Origin of the sequence: Acinetobacter geminorum (assembly GCF_013009345.1) — a bacterium.
GTDB classification, from domain to species: Bacteria; Pseudomonadota; Gammaproteobacteria; order Pseudomonadales; family Moraxellaceae; genus Acinetobacter; species Acinetobacter geminorum.
Genome location: NZ_JABELE010000005.1, coordinates 111023 through 128003 on the forward strand (window position 1 = coordinate 111023; position 16981 = coordinate 128003).

General features: G+C 38.7%; 16 protein-coding genes. 8 read left to right on the top strand and 8 right to left on the bottom strand.

The features are described from left to right. Positions 1 to 8: 8 nt before the first annotated feature. The 4 genes from HJG58_RS06410 to HJG58_RS06425 all read right to left on the bottom strand — a co-directional run bounded on the left by HJG58_RS06410 (position 9) and on the right by HJG58_RS06425 (position 4980). On the bottom strand, positions 9 to 932 hold the full coding sequence (locus tag HJG58_RS06410; RefSeq protein ID WP_068557363.1) for an AEC family transporter: 924 nt from the start codon (positions 930 to 932) through the stop codon (positions 9 to 11). A 56-nt stretch (positions 933 to 988) separates the two neighbouring features. Further along, positions 989 to 2098, bottom strand: coding sequence for an NADH:flavin oxidoreductase/NADH oxidase (locus HJG58_RS06415; protein ID WP_170248304.1), 1110 nt, complete (start codon positions 2096 to 2098; stop codon positions 989 to 991). A 9-nt stretch (positions 2099 to 2107) separates the two neighbouring features. Further along, entirely contained in the window at positions 2108 to 4279 is a 2172-nt protein-coding gene (locus HJG58_RS06420) for a TonB-dependent receptor family protein (protein WP_216076526.1), read from the bottom strand. A gap of 134 nt (positions 4280 to 4413) precedes the next feature. After that, positions 4414 to 4980: a DNA-3-methyladenine glycosylase gene (locus HJG58_RS06425; protein WP_170248305.1), complete on the bottom strand. Its 567-nt coding sequence runs from the start codon at positions 4978 to 4980 to the stop codon at positions 4414 to 4416. A gap of 75 nt (positions 4981 to 5055) precedes the next feature. Between HJG58_RS06425 and mutM the strand changes: the two genes are divergently transcribed. Together mutM and HJG58_RS06435 are read left to right on the top strand one after the other, a co-directional pair. Then, a complete protein-coding gene (gene mutM / locus HJG58_RS06430; protein ID WP_170248306.1) occupies positions 5056 to 5880 on the top strand; it encodes a bifunctional DNA-formamidopyrimidine glycosylase/DNA-(apurinic or apyrimidinic site) lyase in 825 nt (274 codons plus the stop codon). Positions 5881 to 5899: 19 nt separating this feature from the next. Continuing rightward, entirely contained in the window at positions 5900 to 6190 is a 291-nt protein-coding gene (locus HJG58_RS06435; protein ID WP_002051379.1) for a peptidylprolyl isomerase, read from the top strand. A gap of 14 nt (positions 6191 to 6204) precedes the next feature. On the opposite strand, the gene HJG58_RS06440 is transcribed toward HJG58_RS06435, so the two are convergent. The 3 genes from HJG58_RS06440 to typA all read right to left on the bottom strand — a co-directional run bounded on the left by HJG58_RS06440 (position 6205) and on the right by typA (position 9208). After that, positions 6205 to 6549, bottom strand: a complete 345-nt coding sequence (locus tag HJG58_RS06440) for a gamma-glutamylcyclotransferase family protein (protein ID WP_170248307.1) — start codon at positions 6547 to 6549, stop codon at positions 6205 to 6207. A 135-nt stretch (positions 6550 to 6684) separates the two neighbouring features. Further along, the gene (gene mscL, locus HJG58_RS06445) at positions 6685 to 7116 is read right to left on the bottom strand and encodes a large conductance mechanosensitive channel protein MscL (RefSeq protein WP_170248308.1); all 432 of its coding nucleotides are present in this window, start codon (positions 7114 to 7116) and stop codon (positions 6685 to 6687) included. Positions 7117 to 7372: 256 nt separating this feature from the next. After that, a complete protein-coding gene (gene typA / locus HJG58_RS06450) occupies positions 7373 to 9208 on the bottom strand; it encodes a translational GTPase TypA (protein ID WP_002116501.1) in 1836 nt (611 codons plus the stop codon). A 178-nt stretch (positions 9209 to 9386) separates the two neighbouring features. On the opposite strand from typA, the gene HJG58_RS06455 reads away from it, so the two are divergent. The 5 genes from HJG58_RS06455 (at position 9387) to HJG58_RS06475 (ending at position 14937) form a co-directional block, all read left to right on the top strand. Next, complete coding sequence (locus tag HJG58_RS06455) at positions 9387 to 10745, top strand: uracil-xanthine permease family protein (protein ID WP_002116159.1); 1359 nt, start codon at positions 9387 to 9389, stop codon at positions 10743 to 10745. Between the two features lie 64 nt (positions 10746 to 10809). Next, on the top strand, positions 10810 to 11823 hold the full coding sequence (locus tag HJG58_RS06460) for a methyltransferase (protein WP_170248309.1): 1014 nt from the start codon (positions 10810 to 10812) through the stop codon (positions 11821 to 11823). Between the two features lie 21 nt (positions 11824 to 11844). After that, the gene (locus HJG58_RS06465) at positions 11845 to 13305 is read left to right on the top strand and encodes an amino acid permease (RefSeq protein WP_086265197.1); all 1461 of its coding nucleotides are present in this window, start codon (positions 11845 to 11847) and stop codon (positions 13303 to 13305) included. 264 nt (positions 13306 to 13569) lie between these two features. Continuing rightward, complete coding sequence (locus HJG58_RS06470; protein WP_170248310.1) at positions 13570 to 14775, top strand: RtcB family protein; 1206 nt, start codon at positions 13570 to 13572, stop codon at positions 14773 to 14775. 3 nt (positions 14776 to 14778) lie between these two features. Next, the gene (locus HJG58_RS06475; protein WP_016143433.1) at positions 14779 to 14937 is read left to right on the top strand and encodes a hypothetical protein; all 159 of its coding nucleotides are present in this window, start codon (positions 14779 to 14781) and stop codon (positions 14935 to 14937) included. Between the two features lie 121 nt (positions 14938 to 15058). Here HJG58_RS06475 and omp38 read toward each other — a convergent pair whose 3' ends face one another. Beyond that, on the bottom strand, positions 15059 to 16084 hold the full coding sequence (omp38, locus tag HJG58_RS06480; protein WP_170248311.1) for an outer membrane protein Omp38: 1026 nt from the start codon (positions 16082 to 16084) through the stop codon (positions 15059 to 15061). 379 nt (positions 16085 to 16463) lie between these two features. Between omp38 and HJG58_RS06485 the strand changes: the two genes are divergently transcribed. Continuing rightward, positions 16464 to 16979 carry a GspH/FimT family pseudopilin gene (locus HJG58_RS06485; protein ID WP_170248312.1) on the top strand — a complete coding sequence of 172 codons (516 nt, stop codon included), beginning with the start codon at positions 16464 to 16466 and terminating at the stop codon, positions 16977 to 16979. Positions 16980 to 16981 lie beyond the last annotated feature (2 nt).

The window sequence follows — 16981 nt, forward strand, 5'->3', positions numbered from 1 at the left end:
TTTTTAATTTACCACCACAAAGCAATAAGCCAACTCACCCCAATAAAACCAACAATTGTACTAATCATAAGCGGGGTTAAGGCTTTTTCATTTAAGCCATAAGCCTGTCCAAAAATTCCGAAAGCAATCGGCATTGGTAAAGCAGCGATTAATGTTCCTGCGTAAAGCATCTCACGGCTTACATTTGGAGTTATTAAAAAAAGTGCAAAAATAACAGATGGCATTAGCACAACTTTAAAGGTCGCTAACAAAATACTTTCTATATTTACCGTTGTGATTCCAATACCTACTAAACTTCCGCCAATTGCAAACAAAGCCAAAGGCGAAGCTGTACGTCCAAGTAACTCTAGAGACTGATCAAGCGTCGCAGGAAGATTAACATCTAAAAGAATGCATCCCATCCCAACCAAAATAGCGATAATGACAGGATTCTTGAGTAAGTTTAAAAATGTTTGTTTTAAAAGCGGTAAAAGATTTTGCTGTTGATGTAAACCAGCTTCGGCCAAAATGAGCATCAGCGCCACAATCAATAAATTTTCAATGATGAGTGTTAAAGAAATATAGATCGCAGCATGATTACCTATCAACATGGTCAGAATAGCTGTTCCCATAAATCCAGTATTGGACATAGATGCCCCCATTGAAATAACGGCGCTATGGGTTAAGCTATTTTTAAAATATTTTCGATAGAGAATGAAAGCCAAGAAAAATAAAATTAAAGACCCGCCACCATAAGCAAGAAAATAAGCTGGATGCCAAATATCTTGTAAGTTTTTATTTGCCAATGAGTGAATTAAAAAAGCCGGTAAGGAAATTTTAATTACGAATGCGCTAAGCGCCCTGATTTGTTCAGGTGTTACCAATTTGATGAGAACACAAACATAGCCCATCAATAGCAGTATCAAGATAGGTAAAATAACCTGAAAAACCACTGACCGTCCTCACTTAGCGAAAGAAAAATGGGCAAAGATGACTTTGCCCAATACAATTAAAAAGAGTTAAAAAGCTGTTTTAATCCATGAGGTTGGCAACGTAAATACTGAGGTGCAATTTTAACTTCTGCCCCTAAAGCTGCTGCTGCATGCCAAGGCCATCTTGGGTCATATAGCATTGCACGAGCAAGACCAATGGCATCAGCTTGCTGGTTTTCTAAAATTTGTTCAGCTTGTTGTGGGTCAGTAATAAGACCTACAGCAATCACAGGAATAGCTACATGTTTTTTAACCTGTTCCGCGAAAGGAACTTGGTAACCTGCTCCAATAGTAATATTTTGATGCTCATGTAAACCGCCACTAGAGACATGAATATAGGCCGCGCCTAACTGCTCTAAGGCTTTTGATAAACCAACCGTAGACTCAATATCCCACTGCTCATTGCCATCCATCCAGTCTGTTGCAGATAAACGTACCCCTACCGGATAACCTTCGGGAACAGCAAGTTTAATTGCCTGAAGAACCTCTAGCGTCATACGCATACGGTTTTCTAAAGAGCCACCATATTCATCAGTACGTTGATTGGCAATTGGCGATAAGAATTGGTGTAGCAAGTAACCATGAGCAGCATGTACCTCAATTAACTCAAAGCCCGCTTCAACTGCACGTTTGGCCGCAGCTGCAAAGTCTTGTTGAATTTGTTTAATCTCGGCAATGGTTAAAGCATGTGGCGCTGCATCATGAACCGAAAAAGTACTTGTACTTGGAGCAACTGTTTGCCAACCATGTGGCTGATCTTTTGCAATCTGACCTTTACCTAACCACGGCTTTTCAGTAGATGCTTTACGTCCTGCATGTGCTAACTGAATTCCAAATGGCATCGGTGAAAGTGTATGAACCTTAGCTAACAACGTTTTAATTTTGTCACGTTGTTGATCATTCCAAAGCCCAAGGTCAGCATAGCTAATCCGACCTTCAGGTTGTACAGCAGTCGCTTCTACAATACAAAGCCCAGCGCCAGACAATGCATAATTCGCCCATTGCTGTTCATGCCAATAGGTAATTTCACCATCATCTGTTGCCGAATATTGGCACATCGGAGCAATTACAATTCTATTGACCAGTTGTAGTGAACTAAAGTTAACCGTTTCAAATAATTTTGCCATTTTTAATTCCTAGAATTGCTTAATTACACGTAAACCTGCACTCCAGTTACGTCCATCTGCTGGTTCAAAGTAACGTCCATTACCATCATTTACGATCACTGAACCTGCATAGTTTTTATCAAATAGGTTATCAACACGGGCAAAGCTATTCACTTTCCAGTCGCCCATTACCCATGCATAACCAACATGAGCTGAGGTTACACTGTAGCTTGGCGCTGCGTCACTGTTGGTATCATTCACGTATACTTTATCCATATACTGTACATCTACACCGCCATATAGACCGTGCGATGGCTGCCAAGCTAAAGAGGCATAAGCTTGGTTTTTAGCAATTCCTGGAATGGCATTACCCGATGGAATTTGAGCAATACTTCCATAAGCTGGAATATCAGCATCAAAAGTTGCATCTAAATATGTATAGCTAGCAGTCGCTGTTAAATCTCGCCACAACTTTTTATTCCATGCAAACTCTACGCCTTCACGTAAGGTTTTATCTGCATTACGAAACGTTGATCGGCCATTTGAGTTGCCGGCAGAAACGATGTCATCTTTGGTTTTAGTTTGGAAAACCGCCAAAGTGAAATCACCTAAATGATTTTGTGATTTTAAGCCTGTTTCATAGGTATCGCTTGTAGATGCGGTCAAATCAAAATTAAAGCCACTTTCTCCATCTCGACGATATGCCATTTCAGTAAAAGTTGGCGTTTCAAAACCTTTTGCATAACTCACATAAGCCATGAGTTCAGGTAAAATTTGCCAGCTTAAAGCAGCAGAAGGTAAAACTTTACTGTAATCGGTCTTGCCACTATCGTCGCCATTACTTAAATAGTTATCTTTAGATTTGTAATGGACATTGCTATAGCGTACACCTGTGTCTAAACGCCATGTTGGTAAGAACTGCCATGAAGCTTGTAAATAAGGGTCAATATTCCACAAAGTATTATCTTCATCACGGCGTAAATTACCTTTGACGCCATAAGAAGGTTGTCCGTTTACTAAATTAAAGTTTTCAAAACCTTTACGATCTTCATCCATTGCATCTAATGCAACACCAACACTTACAGTGGTGTTTGGAAGTAATTCTTTGCCCGTCCAACGGAAGTCAGCGCCATAATAATTACGTTCAAAATTAATCACGCCACCAGCATGGTTGGGATTTAACTGTGCACTCTTAGGGATACATATTTGTGTATCTTTCTTAAATGCGCATCTAGGAATAGATTGATATTGAGTAACTTGACGATTACCCAAATATGCCATGGCATAGAGTTCATTTTTATCATTAACAGGCTTAGACCATGTCACACCTATTTGAGTTTGCTCAATATCTTTACGGACATTAAAGTTTTTATCACGAATATCGGGATCAATTTGTTTTGGATTTTGTTGCCATAAATCTCTAGTTAGACCTTGAGGGTCATCGGCATGAATTTTTACATAGTTGGTTACCCAGTTGATTTTACTGCCATCATCAAGATTCCAACTGAGTTTTGCATTATTTAATACTTTTTCTGCACCACTATGTTCTCGGTAACCATCAGTATCGAAGTATGATGAACTAATAACATAACTTGGTTCATTCGCGCCCTTTGCTCCACCTTGTAGTACCAGTCCAGCTCGGCTTTTATCGTGACTGCCTCCCGAATAGCTCAGCTCAATTGAATCTTTGCCTTGCCCTTCTTTAGTAGAAGTTAAAATTGTCCCACCCGATGAGTTTCCATAAAGTGAAGAAAAAGGTCCTGTTAGAACTTCGACATGGTCCAGACTACTTAAATCAATATTAGAGGTTTGGCCTTGTCCATCCGGCATTGTTGCAGGAATACCGTCTACATAAAGGCGAATACCACGGACACCAAAAGTAGAACGTGCACCAAAACCACGCATAGAGAGCTGTAAATCTTGTGCATAATTTTCACGATTACGAATCTGTAAACTCGGTACACCCTTCACAACTTCAGTTAAATTTACTTGTGAAGAAGTATCAACTTGAGGTGCATCTATTCGAAAAACCGAAGCCGGTGTCTGCAAATAGGTTGTATCGGTACGGGTTGCTTCCACATGTAATGTTGGCAATACAGTTACGTCTTGTGTTAAATCTTCTGCCCAAACAAGTGGGCTAGAAATACAGCCCATACTCATCAAAATACAGTAATGAAGTCGGTCTAAGCGTAATAAGGACATGCTTATTTCCTTTATTTATATTGTAGTTATGATAACAAAAAGCAGTGTCTTGTCTGGATATTGAATTCGATCTGCATTGTTGTAAATCTGGAACACTCTTCATCGATATCTAAGAACTGATTTCCAGATTAAAATTATCGACTCAAAGATGGATGATCTTTCCAACAATATCGTTCAGGCCAATGTTTTGCTTCTTCGGCATAATCAATTCCAATACGTGGCGTTAGCACTACTTCTGGTTGCGTTGATGCCGCCTCAATCCATAATCCAGATTCCTCTCCCAAGATTTGTCCTTTTAAAGATCGATCAATACCTAAATAGCGTGTCAATTTGCCGGGCCCAGCTAAAAGCTTATAGTCTTTTTTGGTTGAAGCATTATTTAAAAACGCAGAACGAATCATCACTCCTTCAGGTACACCCTCTGTTTGAGTAATAAGATTAAGCATTTCATACATGCCATAAATTAAGTAGACGTAAATCGTACCACCATGGCCATACATTACCTCTGTTCGAGCTGTACGTTTATCATTGTAACTATGGCAGGCTTTATCACGAACACCCAAATAAGCTTCAGTTTCACTAATTGTACAGCGGATCACTTGGCCATCAGGTTGTCGTTTACACAATACGCAGCCGATTAAATCATAAGCCACTTCTGAGGTTTCTCTTTGAAACCAGCTTAATGGTAAAATATCTGACATAGTAATCTCTGAAATATTACATACCACACGTTATACTTGATTAATCCAGTATATCTGTTAATTCTGCGAGTTGGCATGCCTGAGTTACCCGAAGTCGAAACCACTAAAACCAGTTTATTTCCCTTATTGAATCAAAAAGTTCTAAGTGTTGAAGTACGCAATCCTAGCTTACGCTGGCCTATACCAGATGATGTTCAGAAACTTGTTGGGCAACGTCTCATTGGGTTAAATCGACGTTCAAAATATATTTTGGCAGAGTTTGAACAAGATCAAATGCTTTGGCATTTAGGTATGTCAGGAAGCTTTCGTCTGACCGAGCCAAATGATGAACTGAGAAAGCATGACCACCTAATTATTCAATTTGAAGATCAGCAATTACGTTACCATGACCCTCGCCGTTTTGGTTGCATTCTTTGGCTTAACCACGAGTCTCAAGGCAAACTCATAGATACTTTAGGGCCTGAGCCTCTAAGTACCGACTTTCATGCAGAATATTTAGCTTCAAAACTCAAGAATAAATCTGTCGGCATAAAAATTGCAGTCATGGATAATCATGTAGTCGTCGGTGTAGGCAATATTTATGCAACTGAAAGTTTGTTTAATGTTGGTATTCACCCTGCACAGCCTGCTGGTGACTTAAGCATGCAACAAATTGAGAAACTTGTTGTCGAGATTAAGCGCATTTTAAAGTCGGCAATTGATTTAGGTGGCTCGACATTACGAGACTACAGCAATGCCATGGGAGAAAATGGTTATTTTCAACAAACCTTGCTCGCGTATGGTCGTGCTGGCGAAATGTGTGTTAACTGTGAAACCACATTAGAAAACTTAAAACTTGGTCAGCGTGCCAGCGTATTTTGCCCACAGTGCCAACCGCTTAAAAAGCTGAGAAAGCGTTAATTTTTTGGAGGAAGACAACATGCAAACAGCAATTGTCCGACATATTTTAGTCAAAGATAAAGACTTAGCTGAGCAGCTAAAAAAGAAGCTACAAAGTGGCGCTGACTTTGCCAAACTTGCCAAGCAATACTCTACTTGTAATTCGGCAAAGCGCGGTGGAGAACTTGGTGAAGTCAAAAAAGGGCAATTGGTGCCCGTCATCGACAAAGTTGTTTTTACAGCTGCTGAACGTGTGTTACAAGGCCCAATCAAAAGCCAGTTTGGCTATCATCTTTTAGAAGTTAAATTTAGAATGGGCAGCTTACGTTGATTCCATAATTTTAACTATGGTTTTTCAGAAACCTGTGCATTCAGCTGATATGTCCAGGCTTTAACATAATCGCCTGATTCTAATTTTATATTTGCGATGACACGCTGGTATTGAAAACCTTCAAAGTCATCAAGCATCTGCCAGTTTTCAGCAAGTTTTTCTGTGCTAAACAAATAGCCCTCTACCCAATCTGCTCCCGAATCTAACTCTAACGCTTTTAACCCTTTGTCTGGTCCCCAATCTAAAATATGAATCACACCTCTTACACTGGCTTTGGTCCAACTACCGCCAATTTGTTCGAGAATATGAGCATTTGCTTTATTCGGACATAAAGTACCATACACAAAAAGCTGATTCATTAATTTATATACCTTTTACAATATGCTGAGTTGAAATTCTCTCTACTGGCAATGTTACCAATAGTTTTAGTACAACATAAAATACTAAGTAATAAAAAACGGTACTCAAGGCACCGTTTTTTATTTCAAATCTTATTAAGCTTGCTTTTTTAGCTCATCACGAATTTCACGCAACAATTGAATGTCTTCTGGAGTTGCAGCTGGAGCCTCTGGCTCTTCTTTATCACGGCGAAGTTTATTTAATAATTTCACCATTAAGAACACAACCCACGCCAGAATAATAAAGTTAATTAAAATGGTGAGGAAATTACCATAAGTTAAAACATTAATACCTGCTTTTTGCAAAGCATCTAAAGATTGCAAGTTATTAGGGTTTGCACCTAATACAATGAATTTTTGTGAAAAATCAACACCACCACCAGTAATTACAGTGATAAGTGGCATGATAATATCTTTTACTAAAGAGTCCACGATTTTGCCAAAAGCACCACCAATAATCACACCAATGGCTAAATCCATCATATTGCCTTTAACGGCAAATTCTTTAAATTCTTGAATAATACTCATCTAAACATCTCCAGATGTCGGGGGGCAGAAACACGTCATATTTTTCTTTTTCATTGGCATCTTATCGAATTAGATAGTTCTCGCCATGATATTGATAATTTAATATTTTTATCAAAAAAAGAAAGCTATTTCACACTTTAACAACATATTCGTTTACAAGAAAAATATGATTTTAAGCTTACTTTAATTTCAAATATAACGATTAAAAAAACCGCTAAATTAATTTAGCGGTTTTTTCTTTTTCATTTAAGAAAAATTATTTATCACGATTACGTTTACGTTCGTTTTCAGTCAAGTAACGCTTACGGATACGGATTGATTTAGGTGTTACTTCTACTAACTCGTCATCTTCAATGAATTCAAGCGCTTGTTCAAGCGTATATTCAATTGCAGGTACTAAAGTTAAAGCATCATCTGTACCAGATGCACGAACGTTAGTTAATTGTTTCGCTTTAGTCGGGTTTACAACCATATCGTCTGAACGAGAGTTAATACCCACGATCATACCTTCGTAAACTTCTAACTGTGGTTTAGCGAACAAACGACCACGGTCTTGTAAACTGAACAATGCATAGCCCAAGCAAGTACCTTGAACCATAGAGATCAATACACCGTTTTGACGTTTCGCAACAGTACCTTGTTTAACAGGACCATAATGCGAGAAGCTTGAAGTCATGATCCCTGTACCAGAAGTCATGGTCAAGAATTCAGAACGGAAACCAATCAAACCACGTGAAGGTACAGTTGCTTCAATACGGATACGGCCTTTACCGTCAACTTCCATATTGGTCATCTCGCCTTTACGGTGACCCATTTGTTCCATTACAGCACCTTGATGCTGTTCTTCAACGTCAAAAGTTACGTTTTCGTAAGGCTCTTGTCTTTCACCATCAATTTCTTTGATGATTACTTGTGGACGAGATACGCCCATTTCGAAACCTTCACGACGCATGTTTTCAATTAAAACTGAAAGATGAAGTTCACCACGACCAGATACTTTGAAACGGTCTGGGCTATCAGTGTCTTCAACACGTAAAGCTACGTTATGAATTAATTCGCGATCAAGACGTTCACGGATATTACGTGAAGTTACGAACTTACCTTCTTTACCAGCAAACGGAGAGTTGTTTACTTGGAAAGTCATAGATACTGTAGGTTCATCTACAGATAAAGCTGGTAATGCTTCAACATTTTTCGGATCACAAATTGTGTCAGAAATATTAAGTGCGTCGATACCAGTAATACATACGATATCACCAGCAGATGCTGATTCAACATCGATACGCTCTAAACCATGGTAACCCATGATTTTTAAGATACGACCGTTACGTGTATTGCCTTCTTTGTCAATTACAGTAACAGGAGTATTTAATTTTACTGAACCACGTTGAATACGACCAACACCGATAACACCTACGAAGCTGTTATAGTCAAGTGATGAAATCTGCATTTGGAATGGACCATCAACATCAACTGCTGGTGGTTCAACGATGTCTACAATCGTTTCAAACAACGGAGTCATGTCTTCTGCAAGTTCTTCTGGAGCAGGACCCGCTACACCACGTAAACCTGATGCATAAACGATTGGGAAATCTAATTGCTCATCAGTTGCGCCAAGGTTATCAAATAAATCAAATACTTGATCAATAACCCAATCTGGACGTGCACTTGGTTTGTCAACTTTGTTGATAATAACAATTGGTTTTAAACCACGAGCAAAGGCTTTTTGTGTCACAAAGCGAGTTTGTGGCATTGGACCTTCTTGAGAGTCAACTAAAAGTAATACGCAGTCAACCATCGACATAACACGTTCTACTTCACCACCGAAGTCGGCGTGTCCCGGGGTATCCACGATGTTGATACGGTAAGTTGTATCAGTACGTTTATCTAACCAAGTAATAGAAGTGTTCTTTGCAAGAATGGTAATACCACGTTCACTTTCAAGCGCATTTGAGTCCATGACACGCTCAATCTCGCCTGCTCGTTCACCGAGAGCACCAGATTGCTGAAGTAGTTTATCGACAAGTGTGGTTTTCCCGTGGTCGACGTGCGCAATAATTGCGATATTACGGAGATTTTTGATATCTGACATGAAAATTCGAAACGCCTGAAATTTGAGGGCAAATTATACAGAAAAACACTACTCTTGAGTAGTGACAGTTTATTGACATTGACAAAAAAATTTTCCAATAGCCTGTATTTCGTTTTGTAAAGATAGGTATCTCGATTAGAATAGCGCCAATTTGCAAAATTGCGGCGGACCTACACCCATGTCCAATCAACACTCTCAAGACCATCTTGACCTTGTTTATGGCTTAGATGATCGACCAAAACCCCTGATCGCTTTTTTAGCAGCTTTCCAGCATTTGCTTGCGATTATTGTACCAATTGTTACACCTGGGCTTTTAATTTGTTTAGCTTTAGGTGTATCACGCACTGAAACCAACATGATTTTATCGATGTCTTTGGTGATTTCAGGTATTGCTACGTTCCTACAATGTAAAAAAGTTGGTCCATTTGGTGCTGGTCTTCTGATTGTACAAGGCACAAGCTTTAACTTTATTGGTCCAATTATTGGTATTGGTAGTGCAATGGTTGCCGCAGGAACGCCTGTAAACCAAGTTATGGCTGCAATTTTTGGTGTAGTAATTGCTGGTTCCTTTATTGAAATGGGTGTTTCGCAAATTCTTCCATGGGTAAAAAGACTAATTACTCCTTTGGTGACTGGAATTGTTGTTTTATTAATTGGCTTAACGCTTATTAAGGAAGGCTTGATTAGTATGGGTGGTGGCTACCAAGCGATGCAAGACCATACTTTTGCAAGTGCAGACAACCTTATTATGTCATGTACCGTACTTGCTATTATTATTGTGCTAAACCGTATCCGAGTGGTGTGGATTAAAAGCTCAGCAATTTTAATTGCTTTAGTGATTGGTTACATTCTTGCAGGATTTATGGGTTACCTAGATTTCTCAGGTATTAAAGATGCGCCTCTTGTACAGATTCCAACGCCGATGCATTTTGGTTTAAGCTTTTCTTGGGGCTTATTCATTCCAATGGCTTTTATTTATTTAGTCACATCTTTAGAAGCGATTGGTGACGTGACTGCGACCAGTAAACTTTCAAACCAACCCGTTAATGGCCCTGAATGGATGAAGCGTATTAAAGGTGGCGTTTTAGTGAATGGCGCGAACTCTTTACTCGCAGGCTTATTTAACACTTTCCCTAGTTCTGTTTTTGCTCAAAATAATGGTGTAATTCAACTCACTGGTGTAGCTAGTCGTTATGTGGGTATCTGGATTGCTGCTTTACTTATTTTATTAGGTTTATTTCCAGCAGTAGCCGGTGTAATACAAGCAGTTCCTCAAGCGGTTTTAGGTGGTGCAGTGATGGTCATGTTCGGTGCCGTGGCGGCATCAGGTATTAACATCCTCTCATCGATTCATTTAGATCGCCGAGCACTTTTAATTATCGCAATTTCACTTGCATTAGGTTTAGGTGTTGCTCAAGTTCCTCAAATTTTGGAACACCTACCAGAATTATTTAAAAATATTTTTAGCTCTGGCGTAGCGACAGGTGGTATAGCAGCATTAATTTTAAATGTTGTACTTCCTGAAACACACAAATAACTATTTTTTTAATTTTGATTACTGCCCAGTTTCCACTGGGCATTCTTCTTCATGAGAGATGTACATGGATCCTAGAAGTGAAGTGATATTAAGACAACAGGACTATTTAAAAGGTAGAATCTTGTTCATTAATGCACCGAATGATGCCTTAGTCAGTCAATTACCTACTGAGGTTGATGCGTCAGTCTGGACATGGAACTATGCCGACTACCAGAGCTTTATAAATAGTGGAACAAATGCGCATTTCTCAGTTGAGTTTCCATTACAAGAATTCGATCAAGCCGTCATTTTTGTTCCCAAATCTAAAGAACTGTTAAATTACATACTGCATGTCGTAATGAGCAATCTTAAAACTGCTCAGTCTGTTTTTTTAGTAGGTGAGAAAAAAGGTGGTGTTGAACGCGCTGCCAAACAATTACAAAGCTTCGGCAAAGTACTTAAACTTGATAGTGCACGTCACTGTCAGCTATGGCACTTAAAAATTGAAAAAACAGAACAAATTAAACCTCTCGAAAGTTGGCTTAAAACTTACACTGTTCATGTTAATGAACAAGAGCTTACGATTTGTGCCCTTCCCGGTGTATTTAGCCAAAATCATCTAGATGTCGGAACAGCTGTTTTACTCCCTTATCTTAATCAGGTGAAATCAGGTAGAATTGCCGACTTCGGGTGTGGTGCTGGAATTATCAGTTGCTATTTGGCAAAAATAAATTCAAGTAATATTATTCATGCCCTAGATATTGATGCTTTCGCTTTACGGTCAACGGAAATGACTTTTAGTCGAAATGGAATAGGGTCAAACCAGTTGAGATTGCAGCCTGTCATAGGTATTGCAGACGCTCCAACAGAACTCGATGCCATTGTCAGTAATCCCCCTTTCCATCAAGGTATTCATACCAACTACGATGCAAGTGAAGGACTCTGCCAAAACGCTAAAAAACATTTAAAGGCATCAGGTGAGCTATGGATTGTAGCAAACCGTTTTTTAAACTATCCGATCTTAATTGAGAAGCACTTTGGTCAGTGCCAGATTAAAACTGATCTTCAAGGCTTTAAGGTGTTATATGCCTGTGCATAACAAACTATGTAAGGAATCTCCATGAGCGAAACACATGCTCCTGAAAAACTCCAGCGTAAGCTTGGGGCTCGTCATCTGAATATGATCGCCATTGGTGGTTCCATTGGTACAGGCCTCTTCCTTGCTTCTGGATCAACAATTGCAAATGCTGGTCCCGGTGGAGCGCTACTCGCGTACTCTCTGATTGGTATTATGATTTACTTCTTAATGACCAGCTTAGGCGAGCTTGCAACTCATACACCAACATCTGGCGCCTTTTTTACTTATGGCAGTCGTTATGTCGAAGAAGGCTTTGGTTTCGCTCTAGGCTGGAACTATTGGTATAACTGGGCAATTACAGTTGCATTCGAACTTGTTGCAGTCCAGTTTATTATGAAGTTCTGGTTCCCTGATATTCCGGGGTTCTATTGGAGTGCTCTATTCCTTGCCGTTATTTTTATGATTAACGCAATGACAGTAAAGGGATTTGGTGAAAGCGAATTCTGGTTCTCAATGGTAAAAGTGATTGCGATTGTTGCATTTATTATTATTGGCTTAGCCATGATCATTAAGATTATGCTAACCCCTGGTGTGGCAACTTTTGGGAACTGGACTTACAAAGAGGCACCTTTTGTAGGCGGTTTACAAGCCATGATTGGTGTAGCAATGATTGCAGGATTCTCTTTCCAAGGCACGGAAATGGTTGGGGTTGCTGCTGGCGAATCAAAAGATCCAAAGAAGACAATTCCACTTGCAATCAAACAGATTTTCTGGCGAATCTTATTATTCTATATCCTATGTATTTTCATTATCGGCACTCTGATTGCCTATGATGATCCAAATTTATTGCAAGCAGCTGCCACTGAAGATATCGCACTTTCTCCGTTTACATTGCTTTATGAAAGAGTAGGCTTTGCTTTCGCTGCGGGGTTAATGAATGCTGTCATTCTTACCGCTATTTTATCAGCAGGTAATTCAGGCATGTATTCTTCAACTCGCATGTTGTTTAAAATGGCTCAAGAAGGCCGTGCACCAAAGTGGTTTGCAAAACTCGATGGTCGTGGCGTTCCGATGAATGCACTCTATGCCACCACATTTATTGCCGCTTTTTGCTTCTTGACGACTTTTATTGGAGAAAAGCAAGTATTTAACTGGCTACTCAATATGTCTGGTATGTGTGGTTTTATTGTTTGGTTAGGAATTGCGATTTCACACTATCGTTTCCGTAAAGGATATATTGCTCAAGGCTATAAATTAGAAGATTTAGCATATCGTGCCAAATTTTTCCCATTTGCACCTTGGTTTGCATTTATTCTCTGTTCAATCATCATCTTAGGGCAGAACTATCAAGCCATTTTAGGTGGAAAAATCGATTGGTTAGGCTTACTTTCAACTTATATTAGCTTGCCATTGTTCTTGATCATTTGGTTAGGTTATAAGTGGAAAAATAAAACCAAATTGATTTCTTACGATCAAATGAACGTCAAACCTGAGCAAGATTAAAACTCGTCATTAAAGTAAATCAAAGATCAAAAGCTTGATCTTTGATTTAAAAAGCGTAAAATGCCGTTCAGATTTTCAACGGCGCTTTTAAATAAGGAGGACATCATGCCATTAGTACAAGGTAAAACAGATTAAATAATTTGGCACGATGTCAGCTCACGGACAAGTGTACAAATTCACACCACTTGTCCGAATGCTTAAACTTAGAACCTAGCATTCGCTAGGTTTTTTTATGCCTACTCGGACAAAAATAAGAGAAAAATTATGGGCATACAAAAAATATTAAACGAAGAGGCACTCTATGGTGTCCCTGTTAAAATTTTCACTCAAGATATAGATAGTGAAAGTATAGAACAACTCAAGAAAATGGCTCAGCTGCAATTTATCTATTCTCACATTGCAGTTATGCCTGATGTGCATGTGGGCAAAGGTGCTACTGTAGGTAGTGTTATTCCTACTAAACACGCCATTATTCCTGCTGCTGTAGGAGTTGACATTGGATGTGGGATGAATGCAATTCGCTTGAGTTTAAAGGCTTCACAATTACCTGATAACTTAAGTCGTTTGCGTGATGCAATTGAACGTAAAGTCCCTGTTGGCTTTGCTTTGCATAAACAAGTCAAAGCGAAAGCTTCTAGCATTATTCCACTTGAAAAACGCTTAGAACCAATTATCAAAAAGCATCCTGGTCTTGTCCGAATGCTTCGACAATTTGATGCAACATGGCAAAAGCAACTTGGGACTTTGGGTGGTGGTAATCACTTTATAGAGTTATGTATTGATGAGAATCAAGACGTATGGGTAATGCTACATTCAGGTAGCAGAGGGCTTGGTAATGTTATTGGTACTTACTTTATTGAGTTAGCCAAAAAAGAAGCTCAGCATCGCTTTGGCCATGTTCCTGATAAAGACTTAAGTTATTTTGCTGAAGGCTCAAAAAGTTTTGATGATTATGTAGAAGCTGTAGAGTGGGCACAAGAATATGCTTTTGAAAACCGCAAAGAGATGATGCGATTAATTTTAGAAGCGATCCGCCCTATTCTCCCTTCTTTTCAAATGACAAAAGAAGGGATTAATTGTCATCATAATTATGTAAGCCGTGAAACACATTTTGGCGAAAACTTATTGATTACCCGAAAAGGTGCAATTAGAGCAGGCTTAGATGAACTAGGTATTATTCCTGGTTCAATGGGAGCACGATCTTATATTGTTAAAGGCAAAGCAAATCCTGAATCATTTTGTTCTTGTTCCCATGGAGCTGGCCGCAAGATGAGCAGAAGCAAAGCAAAAATTCTTTTTAATCAGCAGGATCTTATTGAACAAACTCAAGGTATTGAGTGCCGTAAAGACAGCGGAGTAGTAGATGAAATCCCAAGTGCTTATAAAGATATTGATGAAGTCATAGCAAATCAGATTGACCTCATTGAAGTTATTCACACTCTTAAACAAGTTTTATGTATTAAAGGTTAAAGCATGAAAATTAAAGAAATGCCAAAGATCAAAGTCCGTAATCAAGTAGCTCTATCCCCTTTACTACACAAAGGTGGTATGCACGAAACGGAAAAACCTCGTGCTCAACATCGCAGAGATAGACAAGACACTAAACAGCAATTGAGAAAAGGTGATTGGTAAATAATTTAAACCAAGATCGAAAGTAATTATTAAGGAGACATAGAAATGACTCAATATTTTAAAAATTGCAATAAAAAAAGCGACTCTAACGAGTCGCTTTTTTACTGTTCAAAAACTCAAATTATTGAGCTTGTTGACCAGGTTGAACAACTACAGTACGGCTACCAGTGATTGTCGCGAATACACGACGGTTCATAGCACGACCTTCTTTAGTTTTGTTGTCAGCAATCGGTTGATCCCAAGCGAAACCTTGAGTAGACAAACGAGATGCATCAACGTTGTATTCGTTTACAAGAGCTGATTTAACAGAGTTAGCACGAGCTAAAGATAAACGTTCGTTCAACTTACGTGGACCAGTGTTATCTGTGTGACCTTCGATACGTGCAGTAGCGTTAGGGTATTCAGTTAACTTCTCAGCAACTTTAGCGATTTCTGGTTTGTATTGGTCTTTGATGTTTGATTTGTTAGTATCAAAGAACACACGAAGTTCCATGTTAAGGTCTTCAGTTAACTCTTGTGGTTGTGGAGCAACTGGAGTTGGTTCAACTGGAGCAACTTCTACTACAGGAGCAGCAGGCTTCAAGTGACCACCAAGAACTACGTTCAAACCAGCAAGAGCTGTATAACGCCAGTATTTCTCATCAAAATCATAAGTACCACGAGCTTCTGTACGAAGTGATAATGCATCATTCAAACGATAGAAAGCACCTACACCGGCATTACCGATAGTATCTTTCTTGTCTTCATAGATACCATCAAACTCAGTTTTAGTTTGACCTGCACCTAATAATACATACGGCTTGAATTTGCTGTCGTAGTTTTTAGTGATTAAATCTGAGGTAGCGTAGAAGTTACCAGCAATAGTTTTTTGCTTATATTCAGAACCAGCTACGCCAGTACCTTCAAGATCACCTTTAACTTGGTTATATTCAGCTTCGAAACCTAACCAAGGAGTTAATTCAACACCTAGTGCAGCACCAACGAATAAATCATCTTGTAATTCAGCATGACTTGTTAATTTATCGTTGTTGTGTTCACTATCCTGCCAAGTATAACCTACTAGTAAAGGAGTAACAGTTACGCCCGCATTAGCAGCAGCTAATGGAGCAGCGACAAGCATAGCAAGTGCAATACGACTCAATTTCATGGATATCCTCCAGAGATAACAATTGTTGTTCAAGCTCAGCCTAAATTTATTGGCCCCTGAGATATTTTTACCCCAGTATTATTTTTAAGCTATTCACATTTGAATCATACAAACACTTGATAGACTTTCCAAGTGCTTGATAATTTTAATCAAGTAAATTATTGACAAAATTACTTACAATTTCCGTTGTAATTCGGTAATTTTTCACTCAACTAGCAAATATGAACAGCTTCTTTGTTTCGCTTACGGTGATTTTACCAGTATTCTAGCATCCTGATAACCTTTATTTAATTTTGTGTTTCCTCACTATAAAAATCATTATAAATCATTGATAGAAAACATAAAATCAAAATATTTCTTTATATATTAAGGAATTTTAATGTTTAAATCTCCCGGTTTCACGTTGGTGGAACTCGCTATAACGCTCGCAATTTTTATGATTATGGTCGCTATAGCGCTACCTTTATACCATCAATTTATGGCTTCTGTAGAATTAAAAAATTCCTCTCGACTACTCACAATTCATATACAAAAAGCCAAATACGACGCAATTCTACGACATAAGAGTGTCGTACTTTGCCCAAGTGTTGATTTGTCTACATGTAATAGCAACTGGGATACAAGTCTTATAAGCTTTGTAGACACGAATCAGAATCTACAAAGAGAAAATAATGAAGAAATATTAACCAACATTGAACTTGACCATCATTATGGTTCTTTAAAATTTCAAAAATTTGGAAAAAAATTAAATAGTATTGTATTTCAGGGCGACACAGGACTCCCACGTGAATCTAACGGTACTTTTACTTATTGTTCTTATAATCAGCTTAAAAACTTTAAATTAGTCCTCAGTAAAATGGGACACACGCGTTTAGAAGACATTAAAAATTGTTAGAA

Coding starts and splice junctions, on each gene's coding strand:
- HJG58_RS06415 (WP_170248304.1), bottom strand. CDS start 2,098: ATGGCAAAATTATTTGAAACGGTTAACTTTAGTTCACTACAACTGGTC.
- HJG58_RS06420 (WP_216076526.1), bottom strand. CDS start 4,279: ATGTCCTTATTACGCTTAGACCGACTTCATTACTGTATTTTGATGAGT.
- HJG58_RS06425 (WP_170248305.1), bottom strand. CDS start 4,980: ATGTCAGATATTTTACCATTAAGCTGGTTTCAAAGAGAAACCTCAGAA.
- mutM (WP_170248306.1), top strand. CDS start 5,056: ATGCCTGAGTTACCCGAAGTCGAAACCACTAAAACCAGTTTATTTCCC.
- HJG58_RS06435 (WP_002051379.1), top strand. CDS start 5,900: ATGCAAACAGCAATTGTCCGACATATTTTAGTCAAAGATAAAGACTTA.
- HJG58_RS06440 (WP_170248307.1), bottom strand. CDS start 6,549: ATGAATCAGCTTTTTGTGTATGGTACTTTATGTCCGAATAAAGCAAAT.
- mscL (WP_170248308.1), bottom strand. CDS start 7,116: ATGAGTATTATTCAAGAATTTAAAGAATTTGCCGTTAAAGGCAATATG.
- typA (WP_002116501.1), bottom strand. CDS start 9,208: ATGTCAGATATCAAAAATCTCCGTAATATCGCAATTATTGCGCACGTC.
- HJG58_RS06455 (WP_002116159.1), top strand. CDS start 9,387: ATGTCCAATCAACACTCTCAAGACCATCTTGACCTTGTTTATGGCTTA.
- HJG58_RS06460 (WP_170248309.1), top strand. CDS start 10,810: ATGGATCCTAGAAGTGAAGTGATATTAAGACAACAGGACTATTTAAAA.
- HJG58_RS06465 (WP_086265197.1), top strand. CDS start 11,845: ATGAGCGAAACACATGCTCCTGAAAAACTCCAGCGTAAGCTTGGGGCT.
- HJG58_RS06470 (WP_170248310.1), top strand. CDS start 13,570: ATGGGCATACAAAAAATATTAAACGAAGAGGCACTCTATGGTGTCCCT.
- HJG58_RS06475 (WP_016143433.1), top strand. CDS start 14,779: ATGAAAATTAAAGAAATGCCAAAGATCAAAGTCCGTAATCAAGTAGCT.
- omp38 (WP_170248311.1), bottom strand. CDS start 16,084: ATGAAATTGAGTCGTATTGCACTTGCTATGCTTGTCGCTGCTCCATTA.
- HJG58_RS06485 (WP_170248312.1), top strand. CDS start 16,464: ATGTTTAAATCTCCCGGTTTCACGTTGGTGGAACTCGCTATAACGCTC.